Source organism: Streptomyces neyagawaensis (assembly GCF_023516595.1).
Classification (GTDB): Bacteria; Actinomycetota; Actinomycetes; order Streptomycetales; family Streptomycetaceae; genus Streptomyces; species Streptomyces neyagawaensis.
The window spans coordinates 80,576-97,732 of the sequence record NZ_JAMGBG010000034.1 but is presented as its reverse complement, the minus strand read 5'-3'; the positions used below and the strand labels follow the sequence as shown (position 1 = coordinate 97,732).

Annotated in this window: 18 protein-coding genes; 9 read left to right on the top strand and 9 right to left on the bottom strand. The window is 69.1% G+C overall.

Annotation, left to right across the window (positions count from 1 at the left end):
• Positions 1-246: 246 nt before the first annotated feature.
• Positions 247-1,719, top strand: coding sequence for a replicative DNA helicase (dnaB, locus tag M8J73_RS17320; protein ID WP_055537168.1), 1,473 nt, complete (start codon positions 247-249; stop codon positions 1,717-1,719).
• Positions 1,720-1,786: 67 nt separating this feature from the next.
• Positions 1,787-3,175, top strand: a complete 1,389-nt coding sequence (locus tag M8J73_RS17315; protein ID WP_055537180.1) for a serine hydrolase domain-containing protein — start codon at positions 1,787-1,789, stop codon at positions 3,173-3,175.
• 94 nt (positions 3,176-3,269) lie between these two features.
• Here the strand turns inward: M8J73_RS17315 and M8J73_RS17310 are convergent, their stop codons facing one another.
• On the bottom strand, positions 3,270-3,722 hold the full coding sequence (locus M8J73_RS17310) for a GNAT family N-acetyltransferase (RefSeq protein WP_055537169.1): 453 nt from the start codon (positions 3,720-3,722) through the stop codon (positions 3,270-3,272).
• Positions 3,723-3,731: 9 nt separating this feature from the next.
• Positions 3,732-4,190, bottom strand: coding sequence for a MarR family winged helix-turn-helix transcriptional regulator (locus M8J73_RS17305; RefSeq protein WP_055537170.1), 459 nt, complete (start codon positions 4,188-4,190; stop codon positions 3,732-3,734).
• Between the two features lie 137 nt (positions 4,191-4,327).
• Between M8J73_RS17305 and M8J73_RS17300 the strand changes: the two genes are divergently transcribed.
• A complete protein-coding gene (locus M8J73_RS17300; RefSeq protein WP_055537171.1) occupies positions 4,328-5,536 on the top strand; it encodes an MFS transporter in 1,209 nt (402 codons plus the stop codon).
• A gap of 37 nt (positions 5,537-5,573) precedes the next feature.
• Here M8J73_RS17300 and M8J73_RS17295 read toward each other — a convergent pair whose 3' ends face one another.
• On the bottom strand, positions 5,574-6,440 hold the full coding sequence (locus M8J73_RS17295) for a GNAT family N-acetyltransferase (protein WP_055537172.1): 867 nt from the start codon (positions 6,438-6,440) through the stop codon (positions 5,574-5,576).
• A 235-nt stretch (positions 6,441-6,675) separates the two neighbouring features.
• Here M8J73_RS17295 and M8J73_RS17290 point away from each other — a divergent pair, with 235 nt between their 5' ends.
• Both M8J73_RS17290 and M8J73_RS17285 read left to right on the top strand, forming a co-directional pair.
• Positions 6,676-7,308 (top strand): HAD family hydrolase, encoded by a 633-nt coding sequence (locus M8J73_RS17290; RefSeq protein ID WP_055537173.1) that lies wholly within the window; start codon positions 6,676-6,678, stop codon positions 7,306-7,308.
• Between the two features lie 420 nt (positions 7,309-7,728).
• Positions 7,729-9,183, top strand: a complete 1,455-nt coding sequence (locus tag M8J73_RS17285; protein ID WP_240500984.1) for a globin domain-containing protein — start codon at positions 7,729-7,731, stop codon at positions 9,181-9,183.
• A gap of 42 nt (positions 9,184-9,225) precedes the next feature.
• Here M8J73_RS17285 and M8J73_RS17280 read toward each other — a convergent pair whose 3' ends face one another.
• The 5 genes from M8J73_RS17280 to M8J73_RS17260 form a co-directional block, all read right to left on the bottom strand.
• Positions 9,226-9,708: an NUDIX domain-containing protein gene (locus M8J73_RS17280; protein WP_055514539.1), complete on the bottom strand. Its 483-nt coding sequence runs from the start codon at positions 9,706-9,708 to the stop codon at positions 9,226-9,228.
• 74 nt (positions 9,709-9,782) lie between these two features.
• Entirely contained in the window at positions 9,783-10,685 is a 903-nt protein-coding gene (locus M8J73_RS17275) for a LysR family transcriptional regulator (RefSeq protein WP_055537174.1), read from the bottom strand.
• A 184-nt stretch (positions 10,686-10,869) separates the two neighbouring features.
• Entirely contained in the window at positions 10,870-12,015 is a 1,146-nt protein-coding gene (locus M8J73_RS17270; protein WP_055537175.1) for a cystathionine gamma-lyase, read from the bottom strand.
• Positions 12,012-12,503 carry a low molecular weight protein-tyrosine-phosphatase gene (locus M8J73_RS17265; RefSeq protein ID WP_055537176.1) on the bottom strand — a complete coding sequence of 164 codons (492 nt, stop codon included), beginning with the start codon at positions 12,501-12,503 and terminating at the stop codon, positions 12,012-12,014. Before M8J73_RS17265 ends, M8J73_RS17270 begins: the two co-directional genes overlap by 4 nt.
• 9 nt (positions 12,504-12,512) lie before the next feature.
• Positions 12,513-12,890 carry a phage holin family protein gene (locus M8J73_RS17260; protein ID WP_055537177.1) on the bottom strand — a complete coding sequence of 126 codons (378 nt, stop codon included), beginning with the start codon at positions 12,888-12,890 and terminating at the stop codon, positions 12,513-12,515.
• 57 nt (positions 12,891-12,947) lie between these two features.
• On the opposite strand from M8J73_RS17260, the gene M8J73_RS17255 reads away from it, so the two are divergent.
• The 4 genes from M8J73_RS17255 (at position 12,948) to M8J73_RS17240 (ending at position 15,654) form a co-directional block, all read left to right on the top strand.
• Entirely contained in the window at positions 12,948-13,265 is a 318-nt protein-coding gene (locus M8J73_RS17255; protein ID WP_033530837.1) for a cupin domain-containing protein, read from the top strand.
• Between the two features lie 159 nt (positions 13,266-13,424).
• Positions 13,425-13,637 (top strand): DUF5326 family protein, encoded by a 213-nt coding sequence (locus M8J73_RS17250; protein WP_055514548.1) that lies wholly within the window; start codon positions 13,425-13,427, stop codon positions 13,635-13,637.
• A gap of 755 nt (positions 13,638-14,392) precedes the next feature.
• A complete protein-coding gene (locus tag M8J73_RS17245; RefSeq protein WP_055538027.1) occupies positions 14,393-15,118 on the top strand; it encodes an IclR family transcriptional regulator in 726 nt (241 codons plus the stop codon).
• 98 nt (positions 15,119-15,216) lie between these two features.
• Positions 15,217-15,654: an SsgA family sporulation/cell division regulator gene (locus M8J73_RS17240; protein WP_055538015.1), complete on the top strand. Its 438-nt coding sequence runs from the start codon at positions 15,217-15,219 to the stop codon at positions 15,652-15,654.
• Between the two features lie 28 nt (positions 15,655-15,682).
• Here M8J73_RS17240 and M8J73_RS17235 read toward each other — a convergent pair whose 3' ends face one another.
• A complete protein-coding gene (locus M8J73_RS17235; RefSeq protein ID WP_055538016.1) occupies positions 15,683-17,152 on the bottom strand; it encodes a YibE/F family protein in 1,470 nt (489 codons plus the stop codon).
• Positions 17,153-17,157 lie beyond the last annotated feature (5 nt).

The following is a 17,157-nucleotide window of genomic DNA, read 5'->3' as shown; positions in this document are numbered from 1 at the left end:
CGTGCACAGGTTTCGTGGAGTTCTCCACAGCATCTGGGGCGTCGTCCACATGGCCTGTGGATAACCAGATTGGCTGAAGGTGCCCGCGGGCCTACGGTGGTGCGGCGCCCACTCCCTCGGCAGACCGCGGAAACCTCGCAAAACCGACGTGCCGTAACCGGAGTTGGGCCTCTCATTTGTCAGTGTCGTGCCGTAGAACTGAGAAGCACGGCGAGGTCCGCTCGGCGGACGGGAGGAGGTCGCTCGGTGAGCATTTCCGAGCCCCTGGACGACCCGTGGGCCGACAGCGGACCCAGTGATCGTCTGCCTGCCTCCCGACGACGCCCCGACGGCGGCCGGGGACGGGACGATCAGCACGACCGCGGTCGGGACAACGGGGAGTGGGACGGCGGGGGTTCGGCCTTCGAGCGTGTGCCGCCGCAGGACCTCGACGCGGAGCAGTCCGTCCTCGGCGGCATGCTGCTGTCCAAGGACGCCATCGCCGACGTCGTCGAGATCCTCAAGGGCGCCGACTTCTACAAGCCGGCCCACGAGACCATCTATCAGGCGATCCTCGACGTCTACGCCAAGGGCGAGCCCGCCGACCCCATCACCATCGCCGCCGAGCTCACCAAGCGCGGCGAGATCACCAAGGTCGGTGGCGCGTCCTATCTGCACACCCTCGTGCAGACGGTGCCGACGGCGGCGAACGCCGAGTACTACGCGGAGATCGTCCACGAGCGTGCCGTCCTTCGCCGTCTGGTCGAGGCCGGCACGCGCATCACCCAGATGGGATACGCGGCCGACGACGACGTCGACGAGATCGTCAACAGAGCCCAGGCGGAGATCTTCGCGGTCACCGAGCAGCGCACCACCGAGGACTATCTGCCGCTCGGCGACATCATGGAGGGCGCGCTCGACGAGATCGAGGCGATCGGTTCACGGTCGGGAGAGATGACCGGCGTGCCGACCGGCTTCACCGACCTCGACCAGCTCACCAACGGACTCCACCCCGGTCAGATGATCATCATCGCGGCCCGTCCCGCCATGGGTAAGTCCACGCTGGCGCTGGACTTCGCCCGTGCCGCCTCCATCAAGAACAACCTGCCGAGCGTGATCTTCTCGCTCGAAATGGGCCGCAACGAGATCGCGATGCGTCTGCTCTCCGCGGAAGCACGCGTAGCCCTGCACCACATGCGATCCGGCACGATGACCGACGAGGACTGGACCCGGCTGGCCCGCAGGATGCCGGACGTCTCGGCCGCGCCCCTCTACATCGACGACTCCCCGAACCTGTCGATGATGGAAATCCGAGCCAAGTGCCGGCGTCTGAAGCAGCGCAACGACCTGAAGCTCGTCATCATCGACTATCTGCAGCTGATGCAGTCCGGCAAGCGGTCCGAGAGCCGTCAGCAGGAAGTCTCGGACATGTCGCGAAACCTGAAGCTGCTGGCCAAGGAGCTGGAGTTGCCGGTCATCGCGCTGTCGCAGCTCAACCGCGGTCCCGAGCAGCGCACGGACAAGAAGCCGATGGTCTCCGACCTGCGTGAGTCCGGCTCCATCGAGCAGGACGCCGACATGGTCATCCTGCTGCACCGCGAGGACGCCTACGAGAAGGAGTCCCCGCGCGCCGGCGAGGCGGACATCATCGTGGGCAAGCACCGTAACGGTCCGACGGCGACAATCACTGTCGCCTTCCAGGGGCACTACTCGCGGTTCGTGGACATGGCCCAGACCTGATCCGACCGTCGGCCGTCCGGAACGAAATGTGCTCGACGTGCGTGGCCGGGCCGGGTGGACTGAGCCCATGACACAACCTTTGGGAGAGTTGCTTCCCGCCACCCGCCGGGCTCTGCTGCACCGTATCGCCGTCGCTCAGACCGAGGGCCGCGCACCGTCCTTGGTCGCCGCGGTCGTGCGAGACGGCAGGACGGTGTGGGACGGGGCGCGGACCTCCGTCGACGGGCATGCGCCGGACTCGGACGTGCAGTACAGGATCGGCTCGATCACCAAGACCTTCACGGCGGTGCTGGTCCTGCGCCTGCGGGACGAGGGCCTGTTGGATCTCGGTGATCCGCTGGAGAAGCATCTGCCCGGCACCGGCGCGGGGGAGGCCACCATCGCTCACCTGCTCGCCCACACGGGCGGGTTGGCGGCCGAGTCGCCCTCCCCCTGGTGGGAGCGGACCCCCGGCTCACTGCGTCCGGAACTCGCCGATGTGCTCGGCGAGGAGCCGCACCGGCATCCCGTCGGCCGCCGCTTCCACTACTCCAACCCCGGTTTCACGCTTCTCGGCGCGCTGGTCGAGCAGGTGAGGGGCGCCTCCTGGAAGGACGTCCTGCGACGCGAGGTACTCGAACCGCTGGGTCTCACCCGCACGACGTGGCACCCCGAGGCGCCGCACGCTGGTGGGTGGGCCGTTCACCCCTGGGCCGATGTGATGATGCCGGAGCGGGTCGAAGACCTCGGGAAAATGGGACCCGCAGGGCAACTCTGGTCCACCGCAGGGGACTTGGCGCGCTTCGCAGCGTTCTTGGCCAAGGGTGACGATCGGGTGCTGAGCGCGGCGTCGGTTCAGGAGATGCGGACGCCTGCCGCTGCCACGGGTGACGCCGCCGATGTGTCGGCCGGCTCGGCGTACGGGCTGGGCATGCAGATCCAGGCCCGGGACGGCCGGTTGCTCGTCGGCCATGGAGGATCGGTACCCGGCTTCCTCGCACAGCTGACCATCAGCGTCGAGGACGATGTAGCGGCCGTGGTGCTGGCCAACTGCACTTCCGGGCCGGTGGTGTCGGAGGTGGCCGCCGATCTGGTCCGCATCGTGGCGGAGGCCGAGCCGCGGATCCCGGAGCCGTGGCGTCCGCTGCCCGAGGTGGACCAGACGGTCCTGGAACTGGTGGGGCCTTGGTACTGGGGGACGTACAGCTTCGTGCTGCGCCTCGCGGCCGACGGAGGTGTGTCGTTGGAGCCGCTGTCGGGCACGGGGCGCAGCGCTCGCTTCCGGCGCGACGACGACGGCTGCTGGACCGGCCTCAACGGATACTTCGCGGGAGAGCGCCTGCAGGCCGTACGAGGGCCGGACAAGCGCGTGAGCCACCTGGATATCGGTTCCTTCGTGTTCACGCGTCAGCCGTACGACGAGGGCGCTCCAGTGCCCGGTGGGGTGGATCCTGAGGGGTGGCGTGGGATTGCGTAGTCGCCGACAGGGCGGGTGGGGTCCTGGCGCGCGCGATGTTTCACGTGAAACAGGACCCTGTGCGCATCACTGGGTGCACGCATCACCGGATTGCTCAGAGCGGAAGCTTGAAGCCCACATGGGTGGCCTCGAAGCCGAGACGCTCATAGAAACGGTGGGCATCGGTGCGCGTGACGTCGGACGTCAGCTGGACCAACTGGCACCCCTGACGTCGTGATTCGGAGATCGCCCACTCGATGAGGTGGGTGCCGAGACCGCTCCCGCGTTCATCCGCGTGCACGCGCACACCCTCGATGATCGACCGGGTGGAGCCGCGCCGGGAGAGACCGGGGATGATCGTCAGCTGAAGTGTGCCGACGACGCGGCCCTCGCGGACAGCGACCATCAGGTGCTGGTGGGGGTCACCACTCAGGCGCTCCAGGGCCGCGAAGTAAGGCGTCAGATCGTCCGGCGACTCACGCCGGGCCCCCAGCGGGTCGTCGGCGAGCATGGCGACGATGTCGGCGATGTCGTCCTTGGCAGCCGAGCGAACTTCAAGATCTTCCATGCCCGCACCCTATGCAGGTGCGTTCAGTGACTCCACGGCGCGGACCAGGGGTGCCAGTTCGGGGTTCTTCGCCGCTTCGTCCAGCGCGTCGCGCAGTGCGGCGTCGTTGGTGGGCCGGGCCTCTGCCAGGAGCTTGCGCCCGGCCTCGGAGACGTCGGTGTAGATGCCCCGGCGGTCGGTCGGGCACAGGTAGCGCGACAGCAGGCCGCGGTCCTCGAGTCGGGTGACCAGGCGGGTGGTGGCGCTCTGGCTGAGGACGACAGCGTCGGCCACCTGCTTCATCTGCAGGTGCCCGCCCTCACCGTCGTGCTGGCGGCTCAGGACGTCCAGCAGGGAGTACTCGCGCACGCTCAGACCGTGCCCGGACTGCAGTGCGCGCTCGATGCGGGACTCGATCCTGCCGTGGAGCAGGGAGAGAGCGCACCAGCCCTGGGCGAGGGCGGTGAGCGCGGGTTCCGTAGCTGTCATCGGTCTCCTCCGTCCCGGAGCGGTTCACTCCAGGATAGGCCACCGATGCAATAGTCAGCCCAGGCGTATATAGCGCGTCTGCAATTATTGTGTACGCTTGAAACCTGCCCCTGCACTCTTCTGAAAGGTACGTCCTCATGCCTCTCGCGCTGCTGGCCCTGGCGATCGGGGCCTTCGGGATCGGCACGACGGAGTTCGTGATCATGGGGGTGCTGCCTGAGGTCGCGGGCGACTTCGGGGTCTCCATTCCGACCGCCGGTTTCCTCGTGACCGGCTACGCGCTCGGCGTGGTGCTCGGCGCCCCGATCATGACCGCTCTGGGTACGAGGGTGTCCCGCAAGCGGATGTTGATGCTGCTGATGGGCCTCTTCGTCGTGGGGAACCTGCTCTCGGCCCTCGCGCCCACCTACACCGTCATGCTGCTCGGCCGGGTCGTCGCTTCACTCGCCCACGGAGCCTTCTTCGGGATCGGCTCGGTGGTCGCCGCCGACCTTGTGGCACCGGACCGGAAGGCCGGTGCCATCGCGATGATGTTCAGCGGTCTCACCGTCGCCAACGTGATCGGAGTGCCCCTCGGGACACTGATCGGACAGTCGCTGGGTTGGCGGGTCACCTTCGCCGCAGTGGCGGCACTGGGCGTCGTCGGACTGCTGGGCGTCGCCCGGCTCGTCCCCGACATGCCCAAGCCGCAGGGCGTGCGCCTGCGCCATGAACTGGCGGCCTTCAAGAACGTCCAGGTCCTGCTCGCCATGGCGATGACCGTGCTGGGCTTCGGTGGGGTCTTCGCAGCCATCACCTACATCGCGCCGATGATGACCCACGCCGCCGGCTTCGCCGACGCCTCCGTCACCTGGCTCCTCGTCCTCTTCGGTGTCGGCATGGTCGCCGGCAACCTCGTGGGCGGCAGGTACGCGGACCGCGCGCTCATGCCCATGCTGTACGTCTCCCTGGGCGCCCTTGCCGTCGTCCTCGCGCTGTTCACCCTCACCGCCCACGACAAGGTCGCCGCGGCCGTGACCATCGCGCTGGTCGGTGCCCTGGGCTTCGCCACCGTGCCGCCGCTGCAGAAGCGCGTCCTCGACCAGGCGCAGGGCGCGCCCACCCTGGCTTCGGCCGTCAACATCGGTGCCTTCAACCTCGGTAACGCGCTCGCGGCCTGGCTCGGTGGCCTCGTCATCGACGCGGGCTTCGGTTACACGGCACCCAACTGGGTCGGAGCCGCCCTCGCGGTGAGTGCCCTCGTGCTGGCGTTCCTCTCGGCGGCTCTGGAGCGCAAGAGGAACGTGCCGAGCACGGTTGTGGCGGGCGGGGTCATGACGGACCGGCGGACGGCCGTGCACCGCTGACGGCTGTGCGTCGGCCGTGCCCGCCCGGCTCTAGAGCTCAGCCCGCCGCCACGGTCAGTGGAGCGTATCGGCGTGACCAGTCGCCCGGCAGCTCGGACATTCCGTAGGTCATCACCGCGTTGAAGGCGACCGGCTTCAGGCCGTGTTGCTTCACCCACGCCAGCAGTTCCTCGTGCCGTACGTCGATGTCCGTGCGGAGAGGGAGTCCGGTGTGGGCGGCCAGGGAGGCGATGAGTGCCTTCGCCGTCCGCGTGTCCCGGGCGATCAGAGGGCCTACGACATGGGTGTCCATGTTGGGCCAGGCGGCCGCGTAGCCGATGATCCGGCCGCTCTCCTCGGCGACGCGGATCTGATCGGCGAAGGCGGGGAGCCGGGTGAGTACGTGAGTGCGGTCCGTGCCGAACACCTCCCCGTCGAGCCGCACGATCGTCGTGAGGTCCTCGGCGGTGGCCGTGCGGGTGGTGACAGCGGGATCGACCCCGTCGGCCGAGAAGTGTCCCCGGACCATCTCGGCCCGCCCCGTGACCTTGAACCCCAGCTCCTCGTAGAGCGGCTGTCCGTTGGGCGTCGCGTGCAGCGTCAGCGGAGTCGTCCCGGACTCGGTGATGACGTGGCGCATCAGACGGCGGCCGATGCCCTGCCGGGCGTGCCGCTCGGCCACCAGCACCATGCCGATCGCCCTCAGGTCCGGGCGGCCCGCAGCTCCGTAGTCGGTCACCACACAGGCGGCGACGAGGCCACCTTCCGGATCGTCGATGCCGTACCCGGCCCCGGCTGCCAGCAGCAGCCCCCACTTGTGCTCTTCGCGGGGCCAGCCCCGGTTCTCGGACAAGTCGGCGCAGGCGGTGAGATCGCGCGGGGTGAGACGGCGGATGGGCAGGGCAGAGGGGGAAGGTGTCGGCACGCGGGCCAGGCTGTCCGACGCAGGAGCCTGACGTCCACCGGATTGCTGGGGGACGAACGCGCTTTTGGCCATCTTGCCCACAACCGCACAGCGCGCGGACAGATGTTTCACGTGAAACAGCAGCGCGCAGGCACACCCGAGCAGGCGTGAAGCGTGGGGCTGGCCAGTGCCGTGACCGGAAAGGTTTGCCGCGAGCCGGTGAACCCTTCCGGTCACGGCACTAGCCTCGGCCGCTATGACGCGACTGCACCTGTTCGATTTGGACGGGACCCTGCTGCACCGATCGGCAGCGCCTGTGGAGATCTCCCGACAGCTCGGCCTGGACCACGAGATCACCGCGCTCGAACGGGACTTCGTGAACCGGCGGATTGATTCACGGACCTACGCGCAGCGCGTCCATGGTCTGTGGGCCGGGCTCACCGAGATCCATGTCGCAGCGGCTTTCGAGGGGGCGCCCTGGCTCCGGCGTATCCAGGACACCTGGGCCGAGATCCGGGACAGGGGAGAGTACTGCGCCGTCATCTCCCTCTCGCCTTCGTTCTTCGTCGAGCGGCTGACGGCATGGGGTGCGCATGCGGCGTACGGTTCGCTCTTTCCCCAAGTGCCTTTCACCGAGCCGGTGGATCCGGCAGGGATCCTCACCCCGGCGGCCAAGGTCGAGATCGCGGATCGCCTCTGCGCGCGCTTCGGACTGACCCGCGCGGACTGTGTCGCGTACGGTGACTCGCTGTCCGACGCGGACCTCTTCGGCTCCGTGCCGATCTCGGTCGCCGTAAATGCGGATCAGCATGTGGCCGCGCTGGCCACGCTCTCCTACACGGGGCAGGATCTGTGGGATGCCTATGAATTGGTGCGCCGCGCCCGGTAATTGAAGGAATCGCTGATTCGCCCCTGTTGAATTCCCGCCGGGACATGGGGGGACTTGTATGTGACGCGCGTGCCGGTAGGGTCGAGTCCGGTTCGTGTCCGAAGCGAGATGTAGTCGTCTCATGCTGCGGGTACGAACACAGTCCAATGCAGCCTAACCGGACGGAGAGATCGAAGACCCGCGTTCACCGTTGTGGAACGTGGGCGTTGGTGCGCTGTGGAACGCTGCCACGTATTGCTGCGTCCCACGTCACACTCTCGCCTACTTGTCCGTACGGTGCCGGAAGCCGGGTTGAATGTGGCCGCATTGGTGGTGGGGGAACACAACGGGGAAAGCAAGGCCGTCCGCGGGGGAAACATGCGACCTTCCGGTTGAGGGAGTGCGCAGATCGACCGAAAGATGCTCGAGGCGAGGCACACCATGGACGCTCCGACCACCACCACGTCGGCCGGCAACGGCGCTGCGGGGGACAGTGACGGAGGCAGCTGGTTCACACCGCGCACCCAGCCGTCCCCCGACCGGGACCAGGAGATCGAGGGCAACCGTCTCGCCGGGCTGCGTCCCGTGGGCCGCCCCCAGGAACCGTCGACCGTGCCGCAGCGGACCCCGGACGAGGCCGCTCGCGAGCGAATACCCCCGTTCCAGGACCCGCCGTCCAGTCCTCCGCCCCGACCGGCTGCCCTCGGCGATGAGCATGGCTCCGAGCAGTCCGTCTTCGAGGCCCGGGTTCCCACCCCCCGCGCGGGCCGCACCCCCGAGGCCTCGCCCGACGCCGTGCTCATCCGGCGGACCATGGCCGAGATCGGACCTGTCGCCGACAAGGTCACCTCGTATTTCTACGCGCTCCTGTTCGTCCAGCACCCGGACCTGCGCTCCCTCTTCCCGCCGGCGATGGACGCCCAACGGGACCGTCTGCTCAAGGCCCTGCTGACCGCGGCCGAGCACATCGACAACACCCCCGTCCTCGTCGACTACCTCCAGAACCTCGGCCGAGGCCACCGCAAGTACGGCACACAGCCTGACCACTACCCGGCGGTCGGCGAGTGCCTGATCGGCTCCCTGAGCCGTTACGCCGCCAGGACCTGGGACGACGAGACCGAGGCGGCCTGGGTCCGGACATACACCACGATCTCTCAGGTGATGATCGACGCGGCTGCCGCGGACGAGCTGCGTTCCCCGCCGTGGTGGCTCGCCGAGGTCGTCTCGCACGAACTGAGAACAGCCGACATAGCGGTCCTCACCGTCCGGCCGAACCAGCCGTATCCCTTCCTGGCCGGTCAGTACGCCAGCGTGGAGACGCCCTGGTGGCCGCGGATCTGGCGGCACTATTCCTTCGCCTCGGCGCCCCGCTCGGACGGACTGCTGTCGTTCCATGTGAAAGCGGTCCCGGCGGGCTGGGTCTCCAACGCGCTCGTGCACCGTGCCCGCCCCGGCGATGTCATCCGGCTAGGTCCGCCGGCTGGTGCGATGACCGTCGACCACAGCACCGACAGCGGACTGCTCTGCCTGGGCGGCGGCACCGGCATCGCCCCCATCAAGGCCATGATCGAGGACCTCGCCGAACGAGGACGGCACCGCCCGGCCGAGGTCTTCTACGGGGCCCGCAGCGACCAGGACCTCTATGACATCGACACCCTGCTGCGACTGCAGCAGAGCAACTCCTGGTTGAAGGTCCGGCCGGTGGTCGACCGGCACGGTCTGCTCCAGCTGCCCGACGCCATACGCGAATACGGACCGTGGACCGAGTACGACGCGTACCTCTCCGGTCCGCCCGGGATGATCCGCAGCGGTGTGGACGCGCTCAGGGGCGTGGGTGTCCCGTCGGACCGCATACGCCACGACTCGGTGGAGGAACTGGTGGCCGCAGGCGACTGAGCCGGCAGTCGGCCGCCCGTGACGGGCAGCGGCGGCTGTTCGTCAGCCCAGGTCGGGGGCGTGCATCGCGCGGACGCCCTCGATGTTCCCATCGAGGTAATGCCGCAGGGACAGCGGGACGAGGTGGACGGAGGCGATCCCGACCCGGGTGAAGGGCACCCGCACGATCTCGTACTCGCCCAGAGGCTCGTCCACCTCCGGGCCGTGCCGCTTCGACGTGTCCATGGATTCCAGACGGCAGACGAAGAAGTGCTGGACCTTGACCCCCGTGGCGCCACCGTCCTCACCGATGTGTTCGACGGTGTCCACGAAGCAGGGCACGACATCGGTGATCTTGGCGCCGAGCTCCTCGTGCACCTCGCGGTGGAGTGCGTCGACGACGGTCGTGTCCTCCGGCTCGACCCCGCCACCCGGCGTGAGCCAGTAGGGATCGACACCCGGTTTGGTCCGCTTGATCAGGATCAGGTCATCGCCGTCGAGCAGGATGGCGCGGGCGGTGCGTTTGACCACGGGTCGGACGGTCATGGGAGAAATGTGGCCCGTCATGTTCCACGTGAAACATTGCCCGACCACGGAAATGAGCTACGGCACCCGCTGCCTCAGGACCAGCCCACCGCGGTGCGCAGCAGCCACTCGTGGGCCCGGGCGATGTGCGGCATGGCCAGGGTGCCGGTACGGACCACCAGGAAGTACGTCCGCAGCGGCGGCACCGCCGGTTCGAGAAGCGCCACGACGTCGCCGCGCTCCAGGGCGTCGACGCAGAGATAGCGGGGCAGCACGGCCAGACCTCCCCCGGAGATGGCGCAGGCCAGCACCGCGCGCAGGTCCGGGACGACCACGGTGCCGGAGGCAGCGGGCCGGGAGTCGAAGACCGAGGCCCAGTAGCGCGCGATGAACGGCAGCGACTCGTGCACCTCGACGACCGGAAGCCCTTCCAGCAGGTGCGCCTCCTTGGGATGCAGCTTGCCGGGGCCGATGCGCTCGGCCCACCGCGGGGCGGCGACCAGCACATGCTCCTCGTCGCAGAGGGCGGTCGCGGTCAGCAGGGCGCCGCGGGGCTGCGCGGTGGTGATGGCCAGGTCGTGGTGGCCGGCCCCGAGGCCCTCCAGCGTCTCGTCGGCGTTGCCGAAGGACACCCGCAGTGCGAAGCCCTGACCGTCGTCGATGAGCTCCGTGAGAGCGGGCAGCACACGCTCGGCGGTGAACTCCGGGGGCCCGGCGAGATGGAGTGTGCCCAAGGAGGCGTCGTCGTCGAGGCCCGTCTCGGCGATCTCCATCAACGCGTCGAGATGAGGGGCCGCCTTGTGGGCGAGTTCGTCGCCGATGGTCGTCGGCGTCACGCCCCTGGCCTGGCGCAGGAACAGCGGGCGGCCCAGCTGCCGCTCCAGGGTGCGGATCTGCGAGGTCACGGCCGGCTGCGAGAGGCCGAGCAGGGCTGCGGCACGGGTGAACGAACCGGCCCGGTGCACGGTCACGAACGTACGCAGTAAGGCCAGATCCATGGTCGCCCCTTCGCCGCCCCGGAGCGCCCAACTATAAATAAGTCGATAGGTCTCTGTCGCTACTGTGATTGGACACTGACACAGAGTCAACTAGCCTTGGTCGCGCGGTTCTTCGCGCGCGGAACCGGGGCGGTCCGAGCCACGAGGGGGGAGGCTCGGACCGTCCGTTGTACGTAGCGGAGTACTAGCCGGTAGCCACGGAGAGGGCCCGCAGTACATCCGCCACCAGGTCGTCGGTGTCCTCCGCGCCGGCCGAGAAGCGGATGAAGCCTTCCGGCACCGCGTCCCCGCCCCACCGTCCGCGCCGCTCGGCCGTGGACCGCACCCCGCCGAAGCTCGTGGCGTCGTCCACGAGACGCAGCGCGTCGAGAAAGCGGTCGGCACGCGCGCGCGTGGGCAGCGAGAACGAGACGACGCATCCGTAGCGCCGCATCTGCTGCGAGGCGATCTTGTGGGACGGATCGTCCCCCAGTCCCGGATACCGCAGCCCGGTCACCTCGGGGTGCCCCTTCAGTGCCTCGGCGACGGCCAGGGCGTTGGTGCTCTGCCGGTCGGCCCGCAGCTGGAGCGTGGCCAGGGAACGGTGCGCGAGCCAGGCCTCCATCGGGCCGGGGATAGCTCCGACGATCTTGCGCCAGCGCCGTACGGCGGCCATCAGCCCGGCATCGCGCCCGACCACATAACCGAGCAGCACATCACCGTGCCCCGTCAGCTGCTTGGTGCCGCTGGCCACCGCGAAGTCCGCGCCCAGCTCCAACGGCCGCTGCCCGAGCGGAGTCGCCAGGGTGTTGTCGACAGCGACCAGGCAGCCCCGCTCGTGCGCCGCCTCGCAGAGTCGGCGGATGTCGCACACGTCGAGCCCCGGATTGGACGGCGTCTCCACCCACAGCAGCTTGGCGCCGTCCAGGGCATCGAGCTGGGCGTCGCCGCCGGTCGGGGCGCTGCGCACCTCGACGCCGTACGACCGCAGCTGCTCACCGGCCAGGGGCAGCACGTTGTAGCCGTCGCTCGGCAGGACGAGGACGTCTCCGGAGCGCAGCTGGGAGAAGAGGACCGCGGAGATCGCGGCCATGCCCGAGGCGAAGGCGAGCGTCTCGACCTCCTCCCGGCCGGGCGCCTCCAACTCCCCGATGGCACGCTCCAGGAGGGTCCAGGTGGGGTTCTGGTCCCGCCCGTACGCGTACGGGCCGGTGGGGTCGCCCGGCAGGTGGTAGTGGGCGGCGAAGACCGGGCCCGGAAGGGTCGGCTCATGCTTGACGGGTTCGGGCAGCCCGACGCGGACGGCTCGTGTGCCCTCGCCCAGATCCGGGACGGGGTTCTCCTCACTCATGCGGCATGTCCTTCCACCTGCTCGCGTACGGCGGTCAGAAGACCCTCGCTCGCGGCCTCCACCAGCTCGAGGCACTCCTCGAAGCCGTCCATGCCACCGTAGTAGGGGTCGGGAACGTCGAGGTCGTCACCCGCGGCGGGATCGTAGGAGCGCAGAAGGCGGACCTTGTCCGCGTCCTGTGGGGTGGGCGCGAGGCGGCGCAGCGCCTTCAGGTGACCCGCGTCCAGGGCGACGACGAGGTCGAGGCGGGAGAACCACGAGGCATGGAACTGTCGCGCGGTGTGGCCGCTGCCGTAGCCGTGGGCCTCCAGGACGCTGACGGTACGCGGATCGGCCGGCTCGCCCTCGTGCCAGCCACCGGTGCCCGCACTGTCGACCTCGACCAGACCGTCGAGTCCGGCCTCTTCCGTACGGGCGCGGAAGACGGACTCGGCCATCGGCGAGCGGCAGATATTGCCGGTGCAGACAAAACAGACGCGGTAGGTCATCTCAAGGCCTCAGTCGGCGTCGGGCAGGACGAGGTGGAGTGCCCAGGAGACGATCGAGATGATCAGGCCGCCCAGGACAGCGGTCCAGAAGCCCTCCACGTGGAAGCTCAGATCGAGCTTGTCGGCCAGCCAGGAGGTGAGCAGCAGCATCAGGGCGTTCACCACCAGCGTGAACAGGCCCAGGGTGACTATGAAAAGGGGCAGCGTGAAGAGCTGGACGAGCGGCTTCACCACGGCGTTCACCAGGCCGAAGACGAGCGCCACCAGCAGCAGCGTGCCGACCTTCTTGCCCGTGCTGTCCCCGGTGAGCGTGATCTTGTCGAGCAACCAGACGGCGACGGCCAGTGCGCCCGCGTTGGCGATCGTCTTGACTAGGAAATTCATCATGTGTCTGATCGTGGCAGAACGGATCGGTACGAGCACCGGGCAGGGGCGACAAAGTCGATGAAGGCATTCCGGTTGGATGAACTGGAGGCGGAGCGCGCCGCCAACGACGGTGCCTATCTGCAGTTCCTGCGCGAGCGGAACATGTCGGTCGGTCTCTACGCGCTCGACGCGGGCGAGCTCGACCCTCAGCGGCCGCACAGCCAGGACGAGGTGTACCTCGTCGTGAGCGGGCGGGCCTCACTCACGGTCGGCCTGGAGACCACGCAGGTGGCGCGGGGCAGCGTGGTCTACGTGCCCGCCGGGGTCGCCCACAAGTTCCACCACATCACCGAGGATCTCCGGGTCGTGGTGGTGTTCTCTCCGCCGGAGGGCTGAGCTCCACTTCCGGGTTCCCTAGGGGAACGATCAGGGACGGACAAGGGGTGCGAAGCCCCCGGACGCCCCCTGCGCGGCCCTAGCATCGATGGCAGGACATGAAGGGACCCGGAACCAGTGCCCGAACGAGGGCCACGGGCGGAGACAAGGAGCAAGGCGATGCGGGAGATCTTCGCGGGGATGCCGTGGTGGGTGAAGTGGATCGCGGTGCCGGTCATCGCCCTGGTCGTGTTCGGCGGGCTGTTGGTCAGCATCCTCCAGGTCGTGTTCGGCCTGCTGTTCAAGGTGCTGGTCTTCGTGGCCCTGGTCGGCGGACTCATCTATGTCGTAAGGAAGTTCACGGCGAGCTCGTCGTCCCGCAGCGACTGGTGACGCGTCAGCACGGGGGAACTGCTGAGGCGTGAGTGAGTGAGGGCTGGTCAGGGCGCGGCGGTAACAGGAACGTGAGGTTCCCTCGGCCGGGGGAAGTTTCCCGTCGGGGCCGTCTGCGGGTGGTGGCGGGCGGCTAGAGTCCGGGAACTCGTCGCGGGCTCCGCCCCGCGGGCGGCGCACCTCCTCCCGTGTTCCCCGCACGGGCGGCCCTCCTCGCGCTTCGGGAGTGACCCTTGGCCACGGCTGACACCGCACCCGCAGAACCCCTCTTCCCACCGGCCCGGCCGCGCTCCCTGTCCACACCGGCTGCCGGCCCACCCGCACAACCGGGCCCTCGATCGACGCCGCTGGTCGGCGCCCCCGGGCACCCGCGCACCCGCCGCGCCGAACTGCCCGCCCCGCCGTCGCAGCCGCGTACGGCCCCGTCCCAACCGCGCGCGACCCCCTCGAAGCCCGCCGCGCCTCCGGCTCAGCCGCGCACCTCACCGGGCGAGGACACCACCCGCCCCACACAACCCCCTCCGGCCCCCCGGACGGTGCCCCCACCGTCGCCCGCGCCACAGACGTCCGCGCCGCCGCCCGGGGCATCGTCAGCGACGGTGTCGGCACCCACGCCCGAGTCGGAGCCGGCCACCGAACCCGCCCGGCCCGCAGCACCGCCTCCGGCGCACCGGTCGGGGCGAGGAGCGCGCCCGTCAGCCCCGGTGGCCCCACCGAGCGTGCCCGACCCGCAGTCGGGGACCCTCATCGGCTCCGTGCAGCGGGCGATGCGGTTGCTGGAAGCCGTCGCCGAGCGAGAACACGGAGCACCGGCCAAACAGTTGGCGCGGGACGCCGGGCTCGCCCTGCCCACGGCGTACCACCTGCTGCGCACCCTGGTACACGAGGGCTATCTCCGCCGGGAGAAAGGACTGTTCTTCCTCGGCGAGGCCGCGGAACGGCTGAGCAGCAGCGGAGCGCAGCAGAAACGTCGCAGCACGGTCGACGAGGCCCTGGCGCACTGGCGGGACACCATCGGCGCCCCCGTGTACTTCGCGATCTACCGGGACGGCGAGATCGAGGTCAAGTGCGTCGCCGACAGCCCGAGCGCCCCCGCGGTCGAGGAGTGGGCCGACTTCCGGGAGACGGGCCACGCGCACGCCATCGGACAGTGCCTGCTGTCCCAACTCGGCGACGAGGCCCGCCGCGACCACCTGGAGCGCTACCCCGTACAGTCGATCACGCCGTACACAGTGCGTGACAACGAGACGCTGCTACGGCGCCTGGACCGGATCGGACGGATGGAACCCGTCGTCGAGCGCCAGGAGTACGCCTTGGGGACGGTCTGCGCCGCGATTCCCATCACCGCGGGGACGACCGCCGCGACCCTGGCCCTCTCGCTTCCCGTGCACCAGGCCGACCGGCTGCTGCCCGCAGCGCATCGGTTGCAGACCGAGATCGGAATGCTGCTAGGGACACTCGCGATCTCTATCAGCATCTGAAAAATCACTCCTTGTGATCTCCCGTGTACTTTCAGCAAACTTCCAGGAGCGTCAGGCAGATGTTTCCTGGCCAGTCGACCAACATGGCGGGGTAGGCGATGCGCGAGTCGGTACAGGCAGAAGTCATGATGAGCTTCCTCGTGTCGGAGGAACTCTCCTTCCGCATCCCGGTGGAGCTGCGCTACGAGACTTGTGATCCCTATGCCGTGCGGCTCACTTTCCATCTGCCCGGTGACGCCCCGGTGACCTGGGCCTTCGGCAGGGAGCTGCTCATCGACGGTGTGGGCCGGCCCTGCGGGGACGGGGACGTGCACATCGCGCCCGCCGATCCGGAGACCTTCGGCGAGGTGCTGATCCGGCTTCAGGTGGGCAACGACCAGGCGCTCTTCCGGGTGGGTACGGCGCCGCTGGTGGCCTTCCTGGACCGCACGGACAAGCTTGTGCCGCTCGGGCAGGAGCGTTCCCTCGCCGACTTCGACACCCTGCTCGACGAGGCGCTGGACCGCATCCTGGCGGAGGAGCAGAGCGCGGGCTGACCCGTACGTCACCCCGTGCCGTAACGCTTCAGCGCTTGCGGCGGCGCCCCTTCCCCCCGCGTGCCGGAGCGGCCGCGGGTGCCGCGGACGCCGCCGCGGAGGTGCCCGGGCGGTCGGCCGAGACGACCAGCGCGGCGAGAGCGGTGGTCACCGGCACGGAGGCGACCAGACCGATCGACCCGACGAGGGTGCGCACGATTTCCTCCGCGACCAACTCGCTGTTGGCGACCGTACCGACGCTGCTCTGCGCGATCGAGAAGAGCAGCAGCAACGGCAGAGCGGCGCCGGCGTAGGCGAGGACAAGCGTGTTGACCACCGAGGCGATGTGGTCGCGGCCGATGCGGATGCCCGCGCGGTACAGCCCGCGCCAACCCATCGCCGGATTGGCCTCGTGCAGCTCCCAGACCGCCGAGGTCTGGGTGACCGTCACATCGTCGAGGACACCGAGGGAACCGATGATGACGCCCGCGAGCAGCAGGCCGCTCATGTCGATCTCCGGGTACAGGCCGTGGATCAGACCGGTGTTGTCATCCGTGTTCCCGGTCAGCACGGCCCAGTCGATGAACAGCGAACCCAGCAGGCCGATCAGCAGCAGAGAGATCAGGGTGCCGATCACCGCGACCGAGGTGCGGGCCGAGAGGCCATGGCACATGTAGAGCGCGATCAGCATGATGGCGCTCGCCCCGACCACCGCCACCACCAGGGGGTTCGAGCCCTGAAGGATGGCCGGCAGGATGAAGAACGTCAGCACCAGGAAGCTGATCGCCAGGGCCACCAGCGCCATGACTCCGCGCATGCGCCCCACCACCACGACGGCGAGCGCGAAGATCCCTGCGAGCAGCGCCATGGGGAACTTACGGTTCACATCGGTGACCGAGTACTGCAGATCCTTGGGCGCGGCGGGCTCGTAGGCGACGACAACCTCCTGGCCCTCCTTCAACTGCCGTGACTGGTCGGGCTGGACGATCTCCGTGAACGTACGGCCCTTGTCCTTGCCGGTGTCGACGCGCACCGTCGCCTTCTTGCAGGTGCCCTTCTCCTGCTGCTGGGCGGACGACCCCTCGGCGGTGGACGTGTCACCGGTGGGCGGCACGCCCGAGGCGTTCACGGAGGCGCAGTCGACCTCCTCAACCTTGGTGACGGTGGCTGACTGGGTCTGCCGGTCGAAGCCCACACCGGTGCGCTCGTGCGGCGGTGCACCGCCGGGCCACAGGACGACGAGGCCCACGAGGACCGCGGTGGCGAAGGGGATCAGTACCGCCGCGATCACTTTGCGCAGGTGCTGGGACACAGGCGCGGCCGGGCCGTGGCTGTGACTGTGGGAGTGGCCGTGGCCACCCCCGGAGGACGGGCCTTGTCCGTGCCCGTCACCGGGGCCGTTTCCCCCTCCGGAGCCGTATCCCTGACCCCCGCCGGAGCCATGGCCGTGCCCGTTCCCAGGGCCATGGCCGTGGGGCGGCTCGGAGGGGGGAGGCGGAGGCTGCTGCATCGTGGTCACCGACC